The following is a 17830-nucleotide window of genomic DNA, read 5'->3' as shown; positions in this document are numbered from 1 at the left end:
GCGCACCAAGCGGCCCGGCATCCTTGCCGGCGTGCTGAACGGGTCCTTCCTCACCCGCGAGCAGGTGCTGGGCAACATGCCCTTCCTGCTGTTCATCGCCGGGCTCATGCTCGTCTATATCGGCTACGGATACTGGACCGAGCGCACGGTGCGCGACCTGCACCGCACCGACGCGGACCTCAAGGAGCTGCGCAGCGAGTACATCACCGTGCGCAGCCACCTGGACCGCACCGAGCAGCAGAGCCAGGTGGCCGAGGACATCTCCGGCCTCGGCTTGCGCGAGAGCCGCGTACCCCCCCGCAAGCTCACCGTCGAACCCGAACAGGCCGAGGCCGTGCGCTGACCATGGACCCCCAACGCGCCTTCCGCCTCCGCACCCTGTTCGTCTACAGCGCGCTGCTGCTGTTCGCGCTGGCCATCGTGGTGCAGCTGTTCACCATCCAGCTGGTGGAGGGTGAGCAGTGGACGGCCCGCGCCGAGCACGTGGCCACGGCCTACCGGACCGTTCAGCCCGACCGCGGGCACATCTTCAGCGAGGATGGACGGCTGCTGAGCACCAGCGTACCGGAGTACGAGGTGCGCATGGACATGATGGCCGACGGGCTCAGTGACGAGCTCCTGCGGGCCGAGATCGACGACCTCTGCCAGGCCCTCAGCACCCTGTTCGCCGATCGCACCGCAGCCGAGTACCGTCGCGACCTGCTCGCCGCGCGGGCCCGCGGGGACCGCTATCACCTGGTGAAGCGCAAGGTGGACCACGAGCAGCTGCAGGTGGTGAAGGAGATGCCCCTGTACCGTCGCGGACGCTTCGCCAGCGGTCTCATCCTGGAGAAGCGCACCGTGCGCATCCGGCCCTTCGGCCGGCTGGCGGCCCGCTCCGTCGGCTATGTCCTGAAGGACAGCAACGCCATCGGCATCGAAGGCGGCTTCGATACCTGGTTGCGCGGTGTCACCGGCCGCCGTCTGGAGCGCCGCCTCACCGGAGGCATCTGGATGCCGATCGATGATGGCAACGGACAGGACCCCGTTCCCGGCAGCGATGTGCACACCACCATCGACATCAACCTGCAGGACGTGGCCGATGCGGCGCTCGAGGCCCAGCTGCGCAAGCACGGTGCCCACCATGGTTGTGTGGTGGTGATGGAGGTGGCCACCGGCTACATCAAGGCGATCAGCAACCTCACGCTGCAGGGAGACAGCACCTACGTGGAGGACCTCAACTACGCGGTGGGCCTCACCACCGAACCGGGCTCCACCTTCAAGACCGCGAGCCTGATGGTGGCGCTCGAGGACGGCGTGGTGAAGGCCACCGATACGGTGGACACGCGCAACGGCCAGGTGCGGTTCCACGACCGCATCATGAAGGATTCGCATGAGGGCGGCTACGGCAGGATCACCGTGCACCGCGCGCTGGAGGTGAGCAGCAACACCGCCGTTTCGCAGGTCATCCACAAGGCCTATCGCAACGACCCGAAGCGGTTCGTGGCGGGGCTGCGCAGGATGGGCCTCGACCGTCCGCTCGGGGTGCGGATTCCCGGAGAGGGGCTGCCGGTGATGCGCGATCCCGGCGACAAGGGCTGGAGCGGAGTGAGCCTTCCGTGGATGAGCATCGGCTACGAGATCAGCCTCACACCGCTCCAGGTGCTGGCCTTCTACAACGCCATCGCCAACGACGGCAGGCTGATGCAGCCTCAATTCGTGTCGCGTGTGACCCGCGCGGGCAAGGAGCTGCAGCGCTTCGACCCGTTGGTGCTCAACGAGCGGATCTGTTCGCCCTCCACGCTCGAGCAGGTGCGCCGGATGCTGGAAGGGGTCGTGGACACGGGCACCGCCACCAACCTGAAGGCCGCTCACTTCCGCATCGCGGGCAAAACGGGCACGGCGCAGATCGCCAAGGAACGTTCGGGCTACAAGAGCGCGGGCGTGAGCTACCAGGCCTCCTTCGCCGGTTACTTCCCCGCCGACGCGCCTCGCTACAGCTGCATCGTGGTGGTGAGCTCCCCCAGCATGAGCGGCTATTACGGCAACGTGGTGGCCGGTCCCATCTTCAAGGAGATCGCGGACAAGATCCACAGCAACCGCCTGGAGATGCAGACGGGCCTGGCCGGGCTGGCCCCGCCCCAGGAACGCACCCCGGTGACCTTCGGCGGCCATGCCGGCGACCTGCGCACCGCCCTTGCCGGGCTGGGCGTGCCCGTGCAGCAGGAGGGCGAGGGCGAATGGGTGGTGTCCCAGGCCGCCGACACCAGCGTGGTGCTGCGGCCACGCGGCCTGCCCGGTGATGCGCAGCACGTGGTGCCCAACGTGCAGGGCATGGGCCTGCGCGATGCGCTCTACCTCCTCGAGAACCGCGGCCTGCGCGTGCAGGTCTCGGGGGCGGGCATGGTGCGCCGCCAGTCGCTCACCCCCGGCCATCGCTTCACCCCGGGCACCACCATCCTGCTCGAGCTCACCACATGAAGCTGCTGAAGGACATCCTCTACCGCGCGCGCCTCGAACAGGTGGTGGGCAGCACCAATGCCGCCATCGAGAAGCTCTGTGCCGACAGCCGTGAGGTGGTGCCGTTCAGCGCCTTCTTCGCCTTGAAAGGCACCCGGGTCGATGGGCACGACCACATCGATCAGGCGGTGGAGCGCGGCGCCACGGCCATCGTGTGCGAACGCATGCCGGAGCGGTACAGGGAGGGCGTCTCCTACGTGCGGGTGGCCGACAGCACCCATGCGCTCGCCGTGGCCGCGGCCAACTTCCACGATCATCCCTCGCGCGCGCTCACTCTCGTGGGCATCACCGGTACCAACGGAAAGACGAGCACCGCGACCCTGCTGTACCGCCTCTTCCGCGCGCTCGGGCACAAGTGCGGCCTCATCAGCACCGTCGAGGTCCGCATCGGCCAGCGCACCATCCCGGCCACGCACACCACGCCCGATGCGGTGCGACTGAACGCCCTGCTGCGCGAGATGGTGGAGGAGAAGGTGACCCACTGCTTCATGGAGGTGAGCAGCCATGGGGTGGTGCAGGAGCGCATCACGGGCCTGCACTTCGACGTGGGGGTGTTCACGAACATCACGCACGACCACCTGGACTACCACGGCACGTTCGCCGCGTACATCCAGGCCAAGAAGCGCTTCTTCGACCAGCTCGGGGCCGACGCGCTGGCGCTGGTGAACGCCGACGACCCCAACAGTGCCGTGATGGTGCAGAACACCGCGGCCCGCAAGCGCAGCTACGCGGTGCATGGCATGGCGGACCATCGTGCCCGCATCATCGAGAACGAGCTCACCGGCCTCCACCTCAACATCGATGGCCACGACGTGTACACCCGTCTGGTCGGCGCCTTCAACGCGAGCAACCTGCTCGCCGTTTACGCGGTGGCCGTGCATCTCGGGCTCGCACCGATGGACGTGCTCACCGCGCTGAGCGACCTGGAGCCGCCCCGGGGCCGTTTCCAGGCCGTGAGAGGTCCGGGCGGTGTGCTCGGTGTGGTGGACTACGCCCACACGCCCGACGCCCTGCGCAACGTGCTGGAGACCATGCGGGGTGTCTGCAGTGCGGACCAGCGCGTGATCACGGTGGTGGGCTGCGGCGGCGACCGCGACCGGGCCAAACGACCCGTGATGGCCCACATCGCCGCGGAGCTCAGCGACCGTGTGGTGCTCACCAGCGACAATCCACGCAGTGAGGACCCGATGGCGATCCTCGCCGAGATGCGGGCCGGTGTGCCCGCGGGGGACGCGGACCGCGTGTTCGTGAACGCCGACCGCCGCGAGGCCATCCGCCAGGCCGTGGGCATGGCCGCGCCCGGTGATGCGGTGCTCGTCGCAGGCAAGGGGCACGAGACCTACCAGGAGGTCGCGGGAGTGCGCCACCCCTTCGATGATGCCGCCGTGCTGAAGGAGACCCTTGAACTGATGCACCGCTGACCATGCTGTACCACCTGTTCAAGGCCATCGGCTTCGCCCTCCCCGGCAGCGGGGCCTTCAACTACATCTCCTTCCGCGCGGGCATGGCCGTCTTCGTGTCGCTGCTCATCAGCCTGTGGTTCGGCAAGGGCATCATCCGGTTGCTGCGCCGCATGCAGGTGGGCGAAACGGTGCGCGACCTGGGCCTCGAGGGCCAGATGGGGAAGCAGGGCACGCCGACCATGGGCGGGCTCATCATCCTCTCGGCCATCCTGATCCCCACCCTGCTGTTCGCCCGCCTGGACAACATCTACATCCTGCTGATGCTGTCCGTCACCGTCTGGCTCGGTGTCATCGGCTTCATCGATGACCACATCAAGGTCTTCAAGAAGGACAAGCGCGGGCTGGCGGGGCGGTTCAAGGTGGTCGGGCAGGTGGGCATCGGCATCATCGTCGGTGCGGTGGTCTATTTCCACCCGTCCATCCGCACCAAGGTGGAGGTGCCCCCGGTGCTCGCCGAGCAGCTCGATCCCGCCGCGCTCAGCACGTTCGTGGAGGAGGACGGCACGGTGCATCACCTGCTGGACCGCAAGAGCCCGAACACGACCATCCCCTTCGTGAAGGGCAACGAGTTCAACTACTCCTCGGTGCTCGGCCTGTTCGGTCGGGACGCGCGGCGCTACACCTGGGTGCTCTACATCCTGGTCGTCATCTTCATCATCACCGCGGTGAGCAACGGGGCCAACATCACCGACGGCCTTGACGGACTCGCCACGGGCACCTCGGCCATCATGGTGCTGGCGCTGGGCGTGCTGGCCTATGTGAGCGGCAACATCATCTTCTCGGAGTACCTGGACATCATGTACATCCCCGACAGCGGGGAGCTGGCCGTTTACATCGGTGCGATGCTCGGGGCGTGCATCGGCTTCCTCTGGTACAACGCCTATCCGGCGCAGGTCTTCATGGGCGACACCGGCAGCCTCGCGCTGGGGGGCATCATCGCCACGCTCGCCATCCTGGTGCGCAAGGAGCTGCTGATCCCCGTGCTGTGCGGGGTCTTCCTGGTGGAGAACCTCAGCGTGGTGATGCAGGTGTCCTGGTTCAAGTACACCAAGCGGAAGTATGGTGAGGGCCGTCGGATCTTCCTGATGTCGCCCCTGCATCATCACTTCCAGAAGAAAGGCATCCACGAAAGCAAGATCGTGAGCCGGTTCTGGATCGTCGGCATCATGCTCGCCGTGTTGAGCATCGTCACCCTCAAACTGCGATGAGCTCGATGGTGGTGCTCGGTGCGCAGGAGAGCGGGGTGGGCGCGGCGCTGCTGGCCCGCAAGCTCGGCCTGCCCGTGTTCGTCAGCGATGGCGGACCGATCAAGCCGCGCTACCGGGAGGTGCTCGAGGCCCACGACATCCCCTTCGAGGAGGGCGGTCATTCGGCCGCCCGCGTGCTGGCCGCCGATGAGGTGGTGAAGAGCCCGGGCATCCCCGACTCCGCCGCCCTGGTCGCCGCCGCGCATGAGCGTGGCATCCCCGTGATCAGCGAGGTGGAGCTCGCCGCCCGGCACACCACCGCGCCCATCGTGGCCATCACCGGCAGCAACGGCAAGACCACCACCACGCTGCTCACCCACCATATCCTGATGAAGGCCGGACTGGACGCCGGTCTGGGCGGGAACGTCGGCCGCAGCTTCGCCGGCCTGGTCGCCGAGCGTGACCACGCCCTGTACGTGCTGGAGCTGAGCAGCTTCCAGCTCGATGGCATCCGCTCGTTGCGGCCGCACATCGCCGTCCTGCTCAACATCACCCCGGACCATCTGGACCGGTACGCATACCGGATGGAGAACTACGTCGCGAGCAAGTTCCGGATCGCGATGAACATGACCGGCGCGGACCACTTCATCCACAATGCCGACGATCCGGAGGTGGCGCGCGGGCTTGACCTGCATCCGGTGCACGCGCAACGCTGGCCCTTCTCCATCCAACGTCCCGTTGACCGGGGCGGATGGCTCGACGATACGCACATCCACATCCACACCGACCAAAACCCGTTCCGCATGTCCATCCTCGAACTCGCCCTGCAGGGCAGGCACAACGTGTACAACTCGCTGGCGGCCGGCATCGCCGCGCGCATCCTGGACGTGCGCAGCGAGTCCCTGCGCGAGAGCCTGAGCGACTTCCAGAACGTGGAGCACCGCCTGGAGCGCGTCGCCACCGTGAACGGGGTCACCTTCATCAACGACTCGAAGGCCACCAATGTGAACAGTGCCTGGTACGCCCTGGAGAGCATGGACCGGCCCGTGATCTGGATCGCGGGCGGTGTGGACAAAGGCAATGACTACAGCACGCTGTTGCCGCTGGTGAAGCAGCGTGTGAAGGCCATCGTGTGCCTCGGCATGGACAACGCCAAGGTCCATGCCGTCTTCGGTGCGGTGGTGCCCACCATCACGGACACCGACAGTGCCGAGGGCGCCGTTCGTGCGGCCTACGACCTCAGCGAGCCCGGTGATGCGGTGCTGCTCAGCCCCGCCTGCGCCAGCTTCGACCTGTTCGAGAACTACGAGGAGCGCGGCCGTCGGTTCAAGGCCGCCGTCAAGGCCCTTTGACCCCCTGAACGATCGATACCCATGGACAAGGAGACCCTGCACCTGTTGACCGTCCGCCAGGCCCGTGCCGGCCTGGTGGAGGCGCGTGCGCGCGCCCTTGGCGAGCTGAGGAGCGCCCCCCATCGCATGGAGTTCGTCGGCTCCGCGCGCGGCGTGGAGTACATCAACGATTCGCGCGCGACCTTCCTCGACGCCGCGCTGCACTCCCTCGCCACCATCGGGAGACCCGTGCTGTGGATCGCGGGCGACCTGCCTGAAGGCCTGCTGGATCCGGCCGTGCTCGACTTCCTGCGGGACCGCGTGCGCGCCCTGATCCTGTGCACGCCCACGTCGAGCGACGTGCCGGAAGGCCTCCGCGAGGCGCTCGGAGAGGCCTTCCTGGCCGATGACCTTCGCACGGCGGTCTTCCTGGCGCACGAACTGGCGGCCAGCGGGGATGTGGTGCTCTTCAGCCCCGCGTGCCCCAGTGGCGGCGGGTTCGCCAACTACGAGGAACGTGGTCACGCCTTCAAACGCACCGTGCTCGAGCTCTAGACCCACGCCATGAACCGCCTCTTCCACGAACACCTGCGCGGCGACCGCACCATCTGGATGGTGGCCTTGCTGCTGGGCGTGGTCAGCCTGCTGGCCGTGTACAGCTCGATCGCCTCCCTGGCGTTCAAGCAGGAGGGGCGAAGCACCCTGCACTTCCTGATGAAGCACGGCCTGATGCTCGCGAGCGGTGGGGCCATCATGTACGGGGCGCACCGGCTTCGCTTCGGGATCTATGGTCGCCTGTCGCAGCTGCTGCTCGGTGTCACCATCGGCCTGCTCGTGCTCACCCTCGTGCTGGGCACCAACCTGAACGATGCCAGCCGCTGGCTCCGCATCCCCATCATCGGCCAGAGCTTCCAGACCAGCGACCTGGCCAAGGTGGTGCTGATCGTGTTCGTGGCGCGCGCCATCGCCAGGCAGAAGGACACGCCCTGGACCTTCCGCGATGTGGTGCTGAAGCTCATGCTGCCCATCGGAGCCGTGTGCGGCACCATCCTGCCGGCCAACTTCAGCACCGCGGCGCTGCTCTTCGGCGTGTGCATGCTGGTGGCCTTCCTCGGCGGAGTCCCGTTGAAGTGGATCGCCGCGTCGGTCGGTCTGGCCGCGGGTGCCTTCGCCCTGCTGGTGGCGGTGAACGAGGCGGGTGACCTGGGGCTCCTGCCGCGTGTGGAGACCTGGCGCGCGCGCCTGGAGAACCATGGTTCGGGCGACAGCGACGCCAACTATCAGGTGGAGCACGCCAAGATCGCCATCGCCAGCGGCGGCCTGCTCCCCAACGGCCCGGGCAGCGGCACCTCGCGCAACTTCCTTCCGCATCCCTACTCCGACATGATCTATGCCTTCATCATCGAGGAGTATGGCAGCCTGCTCGGCGGTCTCGGCCTGCTGCTGCTCTACCTGATCCTGATGGGGCGCGCGGTGAAGATCGCCCGCCTCTGCCCCAAGCCTTTCGGCGCGCTCACCGCCCTGGGCCTCAGCCTGAGCCTCGTGCTGCAGGCGCTGGTGAACATGGCCGTGGCCGTCAACCTCGTGCCCGTCACCGGACAGCCGCTGCCCCTGGTGAGCATGGGCGGCACCTCCATCTGGTTCACCAGCCTCATGATCGGCATCGTGCTCAGCGTGAGCCGGAGCGTGTACGACGAACCCGCGAACGACCATGTCCAACCCCAACCCCGCACCGCTCCGGCGGCCGCTTAGGCTGATGATCAGCGGAGGAGGCACCGGCGGACACATCTTCCCGGCGATCGCCATCGCGAACGCCGTACGGGAGCGCCTGCCCGATGCGGAGGTGCTCTTCGTGGGGGCCGAGGGCCGCATGGAGATGACCAAGGTGCCGGCGGCCGGCTACCGCATCGAGGGCCTGCCGATCCGCGGATTCCAGCGCGGTGCGGTGCTCGCCAACCTGGGCCTGCCCTGGCGGCTGCTGCGCAGTTTCCTCAAGGCCCGACGGCTCGTCCGCTCCTTCCGGCCCGATGTGGCGGTCGGCGTCGGCGGCTACGCCAGCGGTCCGCTGCTCGCCATGGCCCAGCGCATGGGCGTGCCCACGCTCATCCAGGAGCAGAACAGCCACGCGGGCAGGACCAACATCCATCTGGGCCGGCGTGCGCATCGCATCTGCGTGGCCTATCCGGGCATGGAGAAGTACTTCCCGATGGACCGCCTGCGCCTCACCGGTAATCCTGTGCGCAGCGCCACCGTTCACCTGGAGGGCAAGCGCTCCGAGGCGCTCACACATTTCGGCCTTCGCGGTGACGCGCCCATCGTGCTGGTGACCGGCGGCAGCCTTGGCGCGCGTGGTGTGAACCTGGGCGTGGCCGCCGCCCTTCCCGTCTGGAAAGCGGCGGGGGTGCAGGTGATCTGGCAGACCGGGACGCCCTTCCTCGACCAGGCGCGCACGGCCGTGAGCGAGATCGGCCACGTCGACTGCAAGGTGAGCGCCTTCATCGACCGGATGGACCTGGCTTACGCCTGCGCCGATGTGGTCGTGGCCCGGGCGGGCGCCATCAGCATCAGCGAACTGTGCCTGGTCAAGCTGCCCGCGGTCCTCGTCCCCCTGCCCACCGCAGCGGAGGATCACCAGACCTCCAACGCCCGCGCCCTCACCGAACGGGGCGCCGCGCTGCTCGTCCGCGACAGCGACACACGGGAGCAGCTCGGACCCACCGTGCTGCGCCTGCTGAACGATGCCCCGGCCCGGGACCGCATGCGCTCGGCGATCGCCGCCCTCGGCCATCCGGACGCCGCCGGTGCCATCGCCGATGAGGTGATCGCGCTCGCCAACACCTCCATGCGCCCATGAGCATCGCGGTCCAACGCCTCTATTTCGTCGGCATCGGCGGCATCGGCATGAGCGGCCTGGCCCGCTACTTCCGTCGTGCCGGCGCTGTCGTCGGGGGCTATGACCGCACGCCATCGCCGCTCATCGACAGCCTCTCCGCGGAAGGCATGAGCATCCACTTCGACGAGGACCCCGCCTCGATCCCGGCAACGCTGCGCGAACGGCCGGCCGAGGTGCTGGTGGTGCGCACGCCCGCCGTGCCCGCAGCGAGCCCGTTGCTGGCCTGGTGGACCGCCGCCGGTGCGCGCATCGTGAAGCGGAGCGAACTGCTCGGGCTCATCACCCGCGACCGCCGCACTTACGCCGTGGCCGGCACGCATGGAAAGACCACCGTGAGCACCATGCTGACGCATCTGCTCCACAGCGGTGGTGTGCCGGTGAACGCCTTTCTGGGCGGCATCAGTGCGAACTACCACACCAACGTGCTGCTGGACGAAGGGGCGGTGGCGAACGTGGTGGAGGCCGACGAGTACGACCGCAGCTTCCTGCAGCTTAGCCCCGCGGATGCCATCATCACCGCCGCCGATCCCGATCACCTCGACATCTATGGCACGGCGGAAGCGATGCTCGACGCGTATCGGTCCTTCGCCGGCCTGTGCACGGGGCGGCTGCTCGTGCACGAGCGTGTGAAGGCCGCGCTTCCCGGGCTCAAGGCCGACACCTATGCCATCGGCGGAGAGGGCGTGCCGCGTGCGGAGCAGGTGGAAGTGCGCGAGGGCGCCTACCGGTTCGACCTGGTCACCGAGGGTGTCACGCTCCGCGGGTTGCGCCTGGGCATGGCCGGACGGCACAATGTGGAGAACGCCACCGCGGCGGCCACCATGGCGCTGCGGGCCGGTGTGACGCCGGAGGCGGTGCGTGCCGCCCTGGCCTCGTTCCGCGGTGTGGAGCGCCGGTTCCAGGCCATCCTCGACGGACCGGGCACGATCTTCATCGACGACTACGCCCACCATCCGGCGGAACTGGACGCCGCGATCCGTTCGGCGCGCGAGCTCCACCCCGGACGCCGGCTCACGGTCGTCTTCCAGCCCCACCTCTTCACCCGCACGCGCGACCTCGTCGACGGGTTCGCGCGGAGCCTGGCCGGCGCCGACCGGTTGTTCCTGCTGGACATCTATCCGGCGCGCGAGGAGCCCATCCCCGGCATCACCTCGTCCTGGCTTCTGGAGCGGGTGGCGTTGGCCGACAAGCACCTCGTGGGCCGGGACGAACTGGTCGCACGCCTTTCCGCCGAGCGCCCCGAGCTGCTGCTCACCCTGGGTGCCGGCGACATCGACAGGCTCGTGCCCCGCATCGCCGCCGTCCTCCAACACCCCGTTGCCGCATGAACGCTCCGCGCGCCATCGTCCGTCCCCTGCTGCTCGCCGCCACCGCAGCCCTGGTCGTGGTGGCCCTGGGATTCGTGGAGCGCACCGCCGACCGCCGGCCTGTGCAGGACCTCGCCATCGATGTGCGCGAAGTGGATGATGCGCGGTTCATCACCCCGCAGCAGGTTCGCGAGCAGGTGCTGGGCATGGGCGGGGAGGTGGTGGGCGTGCCCCTGGCCGAGATGGACCTGGAGGCGATCGAGGAGCGGCTGCGCGCAGTGCCCTGGGTGAGCGCCGTGGAGGCCTACCACACGTTGGACGGGATCCTGCACGTCCGGGTGGAGCAGCGCGAGCCCATCGTGCGCGTGCTGGACCGGGATGGCCGCGGCTATTACCTCGATGCGGAGGGTCACACCATGCCCCTGAGCGCGCAGCACACGGCGCGTGTGCCCGTGGCCCTGGGCGCGGTGCATCTCGACGGGGCGGCGGATCGCGTGATCGACCTGCATGCCACCGACAGCCTGATCGCCGCATCGCACCTGCCCGAGGTGCATCGGATCGCCACCTTCCTGCACCAGGACCCCTTCTGGGCCGCCCTCATCGACCAGATCATCGTCACGCCCGAAGGCGAGTTCGAGCTGGTGCCCCGGGTGGGCGGTCAGCGCATCCGCATCGGTGGTGCCGACCGCCTCGAACCACGCTTCGCGAAGCTCCGCCTCTTCTACCGCCAGGGCATCGATCAGACCGACTGGCGCCGACATGCCATCATCGACCTGCGCTTCGACGGGCAGGTCGTCTGCACCCAACGCTCAACGCCCTAACACGCTGTACACATGGACCAACAAGAGATCGTGGCCGGATTGGACATCGGCACCACCAAGATCGCCTGCATCGTCGGGCGCAGGAACGACCAGGGAAAGATCGAGATCCTCGGCATGGGCCGAAGCCGCTCCGAAGGGGTGAGCCGTGGCATGGTGGCCAACATCCAGAAGACCGTGGACTCGATCATGGCCGCCGTGAAGGAGGCCGAGGCCAACGCCAACGTGGAGATCGGCACGGTGAACGTGGGCATCGCCGGGCAGCACATCCGCAGCATGCACCACCGCGGCATGATCACGCGCCAGAGCCTGGAGGAGGAGATCCGCCAGCTGGACATCGACCTGCTGATCGACGACATGTACAAGCTGGTGATGCCGCCCGGCGAGGAGATCATCCACGTGCTGCCCCAGGAGTACATCGTCGATGGTGAGCAGGGCATCCGCGACCCGATCGGCATGAGCGGTGTGCGGCTCGAGGCCAACTTCCACATCATCAGCGGGCAGGTCACCGCCGCACGCAACATCAACAAGTGCGTGCATCGCGCCGGGCTGGATGTCACCGAGCTCATCCTGGAACCGCTCGCCAGCGCGGACGCCGTGCTGAGCGCCGAGGAGAAGGAGGCGGGCGTGGTGCTCGTCGACATCGGTGGCGGCACGACGGACATCGCCATCTTCTACGACGGCATCATCCGCCACACGGCCGTGATCCCCTTCGGCGGCAACGTGATCACCGAGGACATCCGCCAGGGCTGCGGCGTGATGCGCGAGCAGGCCGAGCTGCTGAAGGTGAAGTTCGGCAGTGCGCTCGCCGCGGAGAACAAGGACAACGAGGTGGTCTGCATCCCCGGTCTGCGCGGCCGCGACCCCAAGGAGATCAGCCTGCGCATGCTCGCCGAGGTGATCCAGAGCCGCATGGAGGAGATCCTCGAGCACGTGCACTTCGAGATCAAGAACAGCGGGCTGGAGAAGCAGCTCATCGCCGGCGTCGTCCTCACCGGTGGTGGTGCCCAGCTCAAGCACCTGCGCCAGCTCGTGGAGTATATCACCGGCATGACCGCCCGTATCGGATACCCCAATGAACATCTGGCCAAGAGCAATGTCGAGCAGGTGACCAGCCCCCTGTTCGCCACCGGCGTGGGCCTGGTGATGAAGGGCTTCGATTTCCTGCACCGCCAGCGCGCCAAGCAGGGCGGCCAGCCTGCACAGGCCCCCAAGGTGAAGGGCCACAGCCAGGGCAGCCGCGTGGGCAGCTTCTTCGACAAGGTGATCAAGGGCGCCTCCGAGATCCTCAGCGACGACGACATCTAGACCGCATCCCCGCCACCGCAGTTCCACTCTCCAATCCTCAACGACATGAAATTCGACCTTCCCCGAGAGCTCTCCTCCATCATCAAGGTGATCGGCGTGGGGGGCGGCGGCAGCAACGCCGTGAACCACATGTACGCCCAGGGCATCAAGGGCGTCGACTTCATCATCTGCAACACCGACAAGCAGGCGCTTGACATCAGCCCGGTGCCTGTGAAGGTGCAGCTCGGCCCCGCGCTCACCGACGGCCTCGGCGCCGGCTCCATCCCCGAGCGCGGCAAGGACGCCGCCCAGGAGAACCTCGACGAGCTCCGCCACCTGCTGAGCGCGCGCACCAAGATGGTCTTCATCACCGCCGGCATGGGCGGTGGCACCGGAACGGGCGCCGCACCGGTGATCGCCAGCATCGCCCGCGAGCTCGGCATCCTCACCGTGGGCATCGTCACCATGCCCTTCCAGTGGGAGGGCCGCAAGCGCAAGCTCCAGGCCGTGAGCGGCATCGACGACCTGCGCCGATCGGTGGATACGTTGCTGGTGATCAACAACGACCGCCTGCGCGACCTCTTCGGCAACCTCAGCCTGGACAACGCCTTCGGCCATGCCGACAACGTGCTCACCACCGCCGCCCGGGGCATCGCCGAGATCATCACCATGACCGGCAAGGTGAACGTGGACTTCGAGGACGTGAAGACCGTGATGACCAACAGCGGTGCCGCGATCATGGGCATGGCCGAGGCGGAAGGAGAGGACCGCGCCCTGCGCGCCGCCCAGGAGGCCCTGGCCTCGCCACTGCTCAACGACAACGACATCAAGGGGGCCAAGTTCGTGCTGCTCAACATCACGCACGGCGCCCGCGAGGTGCTGATGGACGAGATCAGTGAGATCACCGACCACATCCAGGATGCGGCCGGCAGCAGCGCCGATGTGATCTGGGGCTACTGCCGCGAGGAGAGCCTCGGTGAGCGGCTGCGCGTGACCGTGATCGCCACGGGTTTCCAGGTGAACCCGGAAACGGGCGCCGTGGGCCACGTGCCCGAGGCGCGCAAGGTGATCCCGCTCGACGCCGATGTGCCCACCATGATCACACAGCCGATCAGCAACCCGGTCGCCACCGCCCAGCCCACCGCACTGCGGGAGGTCAAGGACGCGCCGGTCGACACCCCGTTCGAGCCCTACCTGAAGCCCGCTGCGCCGCAGCATGATCCCATGGGCCACGAACCGGCACGGCCCGCGGCACCGGTGAACGAGCGCACCGTGGAGCTCGAGGTGACGCCGCCGGTGGAGGGAAAGGTGCGCCACGACCTGTACGACGCGACCGCCGCGCCGGCCACCCCGCCGCCGGCCGCCAGCGAGCCGGCACAGCCCCGTCTCGACCCGGCCGAACATCAGGCCCGCGTCGAGGAGCGCCTCATGCGGATGCGCGAGATGACCATGCGCCTGCGTTCGCCCAACGGGATCAACGACATGGAGCGCGAGCCGGCCTATGTGCGCAAGCGCATCGCCCTGAGTGAAGGGCCCCGCAGCACCGACAGCAACGTCAGCCGATACACGCTGACCGAGGACCAGGACGAGAACGGCGAGCGTCGTGTGGAGCTCAGGCGCAACAACCCGTTCCTGCACGACAACGTGGACTGAAGCCTGAGCGCATGGACTTCCAACAACGCATCGACGCGGACATCAAGGCTGCGATGCTGGCCCGTGACAAGGACCGGCTGAACGCCCTGCGGGCGATCAAGAGCGCGATCCTGCTGGAGCTCACCAAGGAGGGCGGAGGTACGGCCGGGATCAGTGATGAGGCGGGACTTCGCATCCTGCAGAAGCTTCACAAGCAGCGTGCGGAGGCGGCCTCCATCTTCCACCAGCAGGGCCGCACCGACCTGGCCGGTGAGGAGGAGGCGCAGGCCCGCGTGATCGAGGCCTACCTGCCCGCCCGGCTCAGCGACGCGGAGCTCGAGGACGCCGTGCGCGCCGTGATCGCCGCCACAGGCGCCAGCGGCATGAAGGACATGGGCCGCGTGATGGGCGAAGCGAACAAGCAGCTTGCGGGAAGGGCCGATGGCGGGACCATTGCGGCGCTCGTGAAGCGCCTCCTGGCCGGCTGATCCACCCACCACGGAACAGGAAAGGGGCGCCCTCGGGCGCCCCTTTGCGTGCTCCCCGTTCCGGGGTGTGCTACAGCTTGGCCAGGTTGTCCATCAACTCCTGCTTCTTGCGTCGGCTCACCGCCACGTTCGTGCCATCGGTCATGATCACCTCGCCGCCCTCGCCCCGGATGTACTTCTTCACGTGCTTCACATTGATGAGGTAGCTGTGGTGCACCCGCACGAACTGGGCGGGGTCCAGCATGTCCTCGAACTCCTTCAGCGTGCGGCTGATCACCAGGCGCTTCTTGTCCTTCTGGTGCACCACCGTGTAATTGCTGTCGCTCTCGCAGTACATGATGTCGTCCACGTCCACCATCTCCAGGCCGTCCGCCACGGGCAGGGCGATGCGCTTGTCAGCCCCGGCGGGACGGGTCAGGTTCTTCAGCAGGGCCATGAACTGGTCGGGGCTCTGCGGCGTGCGTTCCTCCTGCCGCACCTTGCCGATGGCCGTGGCCAGCTCCTCCGCGTCCACCGGCTTCAGCAGGTAGTCCAACGCGCTGAAGCGGATGGCCTTCACCGCGTAGCCTTCGTGCGCCGTGGTGAAGATCACGTGCGGCCGGTCCGGACCGATGGCCTGCAGCAGGTCGAAGCCCGTCTGCTTGCCCATTTCGATGTCCAGGAACAGCACCTTCGGCTTCACCTTGCTCAGCAGGTCGATGCCCTCAGGCACGTTGGTGGCCATGCCCAGCAGTTCGATCTCCGGATGCTTGCGCTGCAGCAGGCCGCTGAGGGCATCGCGGCAGTGTTGCTCGTCGTCCACGATGACGGCGGTGAGGGTGCTCATGGTCGCTCAGTTGAGGCGGGCAAGGTAGCACGAGCGGACGGGTGGCACCAGGAACCGGAAAAGCCCCTCATCGGGGCTTTCGGATCGGGTCGGCCGAGGCGCTCACTTGGCCATGCGCACCGTGGCGACCTGGGCGGCCCGCTGCTGCTCGGTCCAGGCGGCCAGGTCCATGGTGGGGTCCACGAAGGGGGCCACCATGCGGCGCTCGGTGCGCACCGGCTTGCCCTTGGCGGCCTTGCGTAGGGCGGCGGCGAAGCTGCCCTGGGCCAGGGTGATGAGGCTGATGAGGACCAGGAGGCTGCGGAGGGTGGCGAGGCGGTTCATGGCGTGGGTCGGGGTTCGTTGGTGACCCAAAGCAAGGCCCGGAGGCAGGGGGAGCGTGAGCCCCGCCGAGCAGGTGGTGGGGGACAGGGAGCAAGTGGCGGGAGGGAGCAGCGAAGGGCCTCACGCAGAGGCGCAGAGGACGTTGAGGAAGCAGGAGCCGTGCCTTCGCCGAAGGCTTCGGCAGGCGAAGCAGGGGCCAGGAGCAGGGGCTCGCCATTGCCAAGGCTGCGGCGATGCGAGGCAGCAGCTTGGCCTTCGCCGGAGGCACCGGCAGGCGGGCCGGGTCGCTAGACCGCGCGGCGGAGCAGCGGAGCCGGGTGGGGACCGCTCTCGCGCACCCCGCGGGCCCGGTCCCATTCCACCAGCAGCCGTCCGTGGCGGTCCAGCAGGGTGATCCGCTCGGCCATGGGCTTCACGGCCGTGCCGTCCCGCGGGGTGAGGATCACATGCAGGGGGATCGGCAGCGGCTTGCCATGGTCGGCCGCGGGGCGGTCCTCCCAGGGGCGGATCTCGATCATGCGCGGCAGGTGGCCCGGTTGCACCAGCACCAGGCGGATGGCGACATCCTCCGGCAGCTGCAGCGCGAAACGGCCCTCGTCGTCGGTATCGATCACCTGCGCAAGCCGTTCGTTGAGCACGATGCTCACCGCGCAGGGATGGTCGTTGAGGCCTTCCACCTGGCCGCGCACCTGCAGCGGACCGGACACTGACCGGGGCCGCCAGTCATCCCGGTCCAGGTCGTCGAGCGCCTTGCGGATCACGCTGAAGGGCGGGATCGAGGGGTCGGCGTTCGCCGTGGAGCGGCTCCACGGCCAGCCAGGACCGCTGCGGGCGATGCGGCGCTTGAGGGTCTCCAGGAAGGGGTGCATGGGCGTGGCGGATCGGCTTCGGGGCGTCATACGGTGGCTGGGCGTCAAGGGGTTCACTGCTTGGCCTCGGCGCGTTGGGTCTCCACCCAGGCGGCCAGCTCCATCGTGGGATCCACGAAGGGGCGGCCTCGCGGCGCACGCGCTTCACCGGGGCGGCGGCAGGGCTTTCCGCAGGCACCAGGCGGGCCGTGCGCAGGTGCTCGTAGCCGAAGTCGCCTTCCTTGCTGTTGAAGGCGATGAGGCCCACCGGACCGTCGTAGCGCATCGGACCCTCGGCCGGCTGGGCCAGCAGGCTCACTTGGAAGTGGAACAGGAAGTCCTTGCGGGGCTGCACATCGCCCGGAAGACGGGTATCGAACACCAGCTCCTTGGCGATGGTGCCCGGCCGCTCGAAGCTCAGGCGGTATTCGTGGCCCAGGGGCAGGTCCAGCTGGAACTGCACCAGGCCCTGGTCCATGCGGGTGAAGGCCGCGCCGTCCTGCAACACCGTCAGGGTGGCGCCCGTGAGGGCTTCGCTGCTCAGCACCTTGCCGTCGATGCGGAGGATGCGGGCCTCCTCGGCGTGGACCGCGGCTGTGCACAGGGTGGCGGCGAGGGCGAGCTGGCGGAGGGTGGCGGTGATGGTCATGGCCTTGGGCGTTGGGGGTTCCGTGTCGTTGGTGACCCAAAGCAAGCCCCAGGGGCAGGGGGTGGGTGAGCCCCGGCGAGCAGGTGGCGGGGGGGAGGGCGCAAGTGGCGGGAGGGAGCACGCGGAGCAGTTCCAACCCGTCGCTGCGCTGCGTGGGAGTGCGCTGTGCGCCGTGGCGGTCTCCCGGGCCAATGATCAGAGCACTTCCGGGGAGATCGCTTCGCCCGCTGAGCCGGGCTCGCGATGACGGTGTGAGGAGGGGAGATCGCTTCGCCCGC

The 17830-nt window shown here is 68.1% G+C and carries 17 protein-coding genes; 13 read left to right on the top strand and 4 right to left on the bottom strand.

The features are described 5' to 3' along the window. Positions 1-31 precede the first annotated feature (31 nt). The 13 genes from IPM49_08835 to IPM49_08775 are packed head-to-tail and all read left to right on the top strand — an operon-like array spanning position 32 to position 14905. Positions 32-343 carry a hypothetical protein gene (locus tag IPM49_08835; protein MBK9274629.1) on the top strand — a complete coding sequence of 104 codons (312 nt, stop codon included), beginning with the start codon at positions 32-34 and terminating at the stop codon, positions 341-343. A gap of 2 nt (positions 344-345) precedes the next feature. After that, positions 346-2460 (top strand): transpeptidase family protein, encoded by a 2115-nt coding sequence (locus IPM49_08830; protein MBK9274628.1) that lies wholly within the window; start codon positions 346-348, stop codon positions 2458-2460. Further along, positions 2457-3920 carry a UDP-N-acetylmuramoyl-L-alanyl-D-glutamate--2,6-diaminopimelate ligase gene (locus tag IPM49_08825; protein ID MBK9274627.1) on the top strand — a complete coding sequence of 488 codons (1464 nt, stop codon included), beginning with the start codon at positions 2457-2459 and terminating at the stop codon, positions 3918-3920. The genes IPM49_08830 and IPM49_08825 overlap by 4 nt, the downstream gene beginning before the upstream one ends. 2 nt (positions 3921-3922) lie before the next feature. Further along, a complete protein-coding gene (locus tag IPM49_08820) occupies positions 3923-5170 on the top strand; it encodes a phospho-N-acetylmuramoyl-pentapeptide-transferase (protein ID MBK9274626.1) in 1248 nt (415 codons plus the stop codon). After that, complete coding sequence (murD, locus tag IPM49_08815) at positions 5167-6501, top strand: UDP-N-acetylmuramoyl-L-alanine--D-glutamate ligase (GenBank protein MBK9274625.1); 1335 nt, start codon at positions 5167-5169, stop codon at positions 6499-6501. Before IPM49_08820 ends, murD begins: the two co-directional genes overlap by 4 nt. Positions 6502-6522: 21 nt before the next feature. Continuing rightward, positions 6523-7035, top strand: a complete 513-nt coding sequence (locus tag IPM49_08810) for a hypothetical protein (protein MBK9274624.1) — start codon at positions 6523-6525, stop codon at positions 7033-7035. Positions 7036-7044: 9 nt separating this feature from the next. Continuing rightward, positions 7045-8232, top strand: a complete 1188-nt coding sequence (locus IPM49_08805) for an FtsW/RodA/SpoVE family cell cycle protein (GenBank protein MBK9274623.1) — start codon at positions 7045-7047, stop codon at positions 8230-8232. Then, complete coding sequence (murG, locus tag IPM49_08800) at positions 8192-9334, top strand: undecaprenyldiphospho-muramoylpentapeptide beta-N-acetylglucosaminyltransferase (GenBank protein MBK9274622.1); 1143 nt, start codon at positions 8192-8194, stop codon at positions 9332-9334. The genes IPM49_08805 and murG overlap by 41 nt, the downstream gene beginning before the upstream one ends. Further along, positions 9331-10701 (top strand): UDP-N-acetylmuramate--L-alanine ligase, encoded by a 1371-nt coding sequence (locus IPM49_08795; GenBank protein ID MBK9274621.1) that lies wholly within the window; start codon positions 9331-9333, stop codon positions 10699-10701. Before murG ends, IPM49_08795 begins: the two co-directional genes overlap by 4 nt. Continuing rightward, positions 10698-11501: a hypothetical protein gene (locus tag IPM49_08790; GenBank protein ID MBK9274620.1), complete on the top strand. Its 804-nt coding sequence runs from the start codon at positions 10698-10700 to the stop codon at positions 11499-11501. The genes IPM49_08795 and IPM49_08790 overlap by 4 nt, the downstream gene beginning before the upstream one ends. A 12-nt stretch (positions 11502-11513) precedes the next feature. Then, complete coding sequence (ftsA, locus tag IPM49_08785) at positions 11514-12806, top strand: cell division protein FtsA (GenBank protein ID MBK9274619.1); 1293 nt, start codon at positions 11514-11516, stop codon at positions 12804-12806. 45 nt (positions 12807-12851) lie between these two features. Continuing rightward, entirely contained in the window at positions 12852-14438 is a 1587-nt protein-coding gene (ftsZ, locus tag IPM49_08780; protein MBK9274618.1) for a cell division protein FtsZ, read from the top strand. 11 nt (positions 14439-14449) lie between these two features. After that, positions 14450-14905, top strand: coding sequence for a GatB/YqeY domain-containing protein (locus IPM49_08775; protein ID MBK9274617.1), 456 nt, complete (start codon positions 14450-14452; stop codon positions 14903-14905). A gap of 70 nt (positions 14906-14975) precedes the next feature. Here IPM49_08775 and IPM49_08770 read toward each other — a convergent pair whose 3' ends face one another. The 4 genes from IPM49_08770 to IPM49_08755 all read right to left on the bottom strand — a co-directional run bounded on the left by IPM49_08770 (position 14976) and on the right by IPM49_08755 (position 17552). Beyond that, positions 14976-15731 carry a response regulator transcription factor gene (locus tag IPM49_08770; GenBank protein ID MBK9274616.1) on the bottom strand — a complete coding sequence of 252 codons (756 nt, stop codon included), beginning with the start codon at positions 15729-15731 and terminating at the stop codon, positions 14976-14978. A gap of 102 nt (positions 15732-15833) precedes the next feature. Then, positions 15834-16055 (bottom strand): hypothetical protein, encoded by a 222-nt coding sequence (locus IPM49_08765; GenBank protein MBK9274615.1) that lies wholly within the window; start codon positions 16053-16055, stop codon positions 15834-15836. A gap of 287 nt (positions 16056-16342) precedes the next feature. Next, a complete protein-coding gene (locus IPM49_08760) occupies positions 16343-16816 on the bottom strand; it encodes a hypothetical protein (protein ID MBK9274614.1) in 474 nt (157 codons plus the stop codon). Further along, positions 16779-17552 (bottom strand): hypothetical protein, encoded by a 774-nt coding sequence (locus IPM49_08755; protein ID MBK9274613.1) that lies wholly within the window; start codon positions 17550-17552, stop codon positions 16779-16781. Before IPM49_08755 ends, IPM49_08760 begins: the two co-directional genes overlap by 38 nt. Positions 17553-17830: the final 278 nt, after the last annotated feature.

This window comes from Flavobacteriales bacterium (assembly GCA_016715895.1).
GTDB lineage: Bacteria > Bacteroidota > Bacteroidia > Flavobacteriales_F > PHOS-HE28 > PHOS-HE28.
This window is presented reverse-complemented; position numbering and strand designations above follow the sequence as displayed.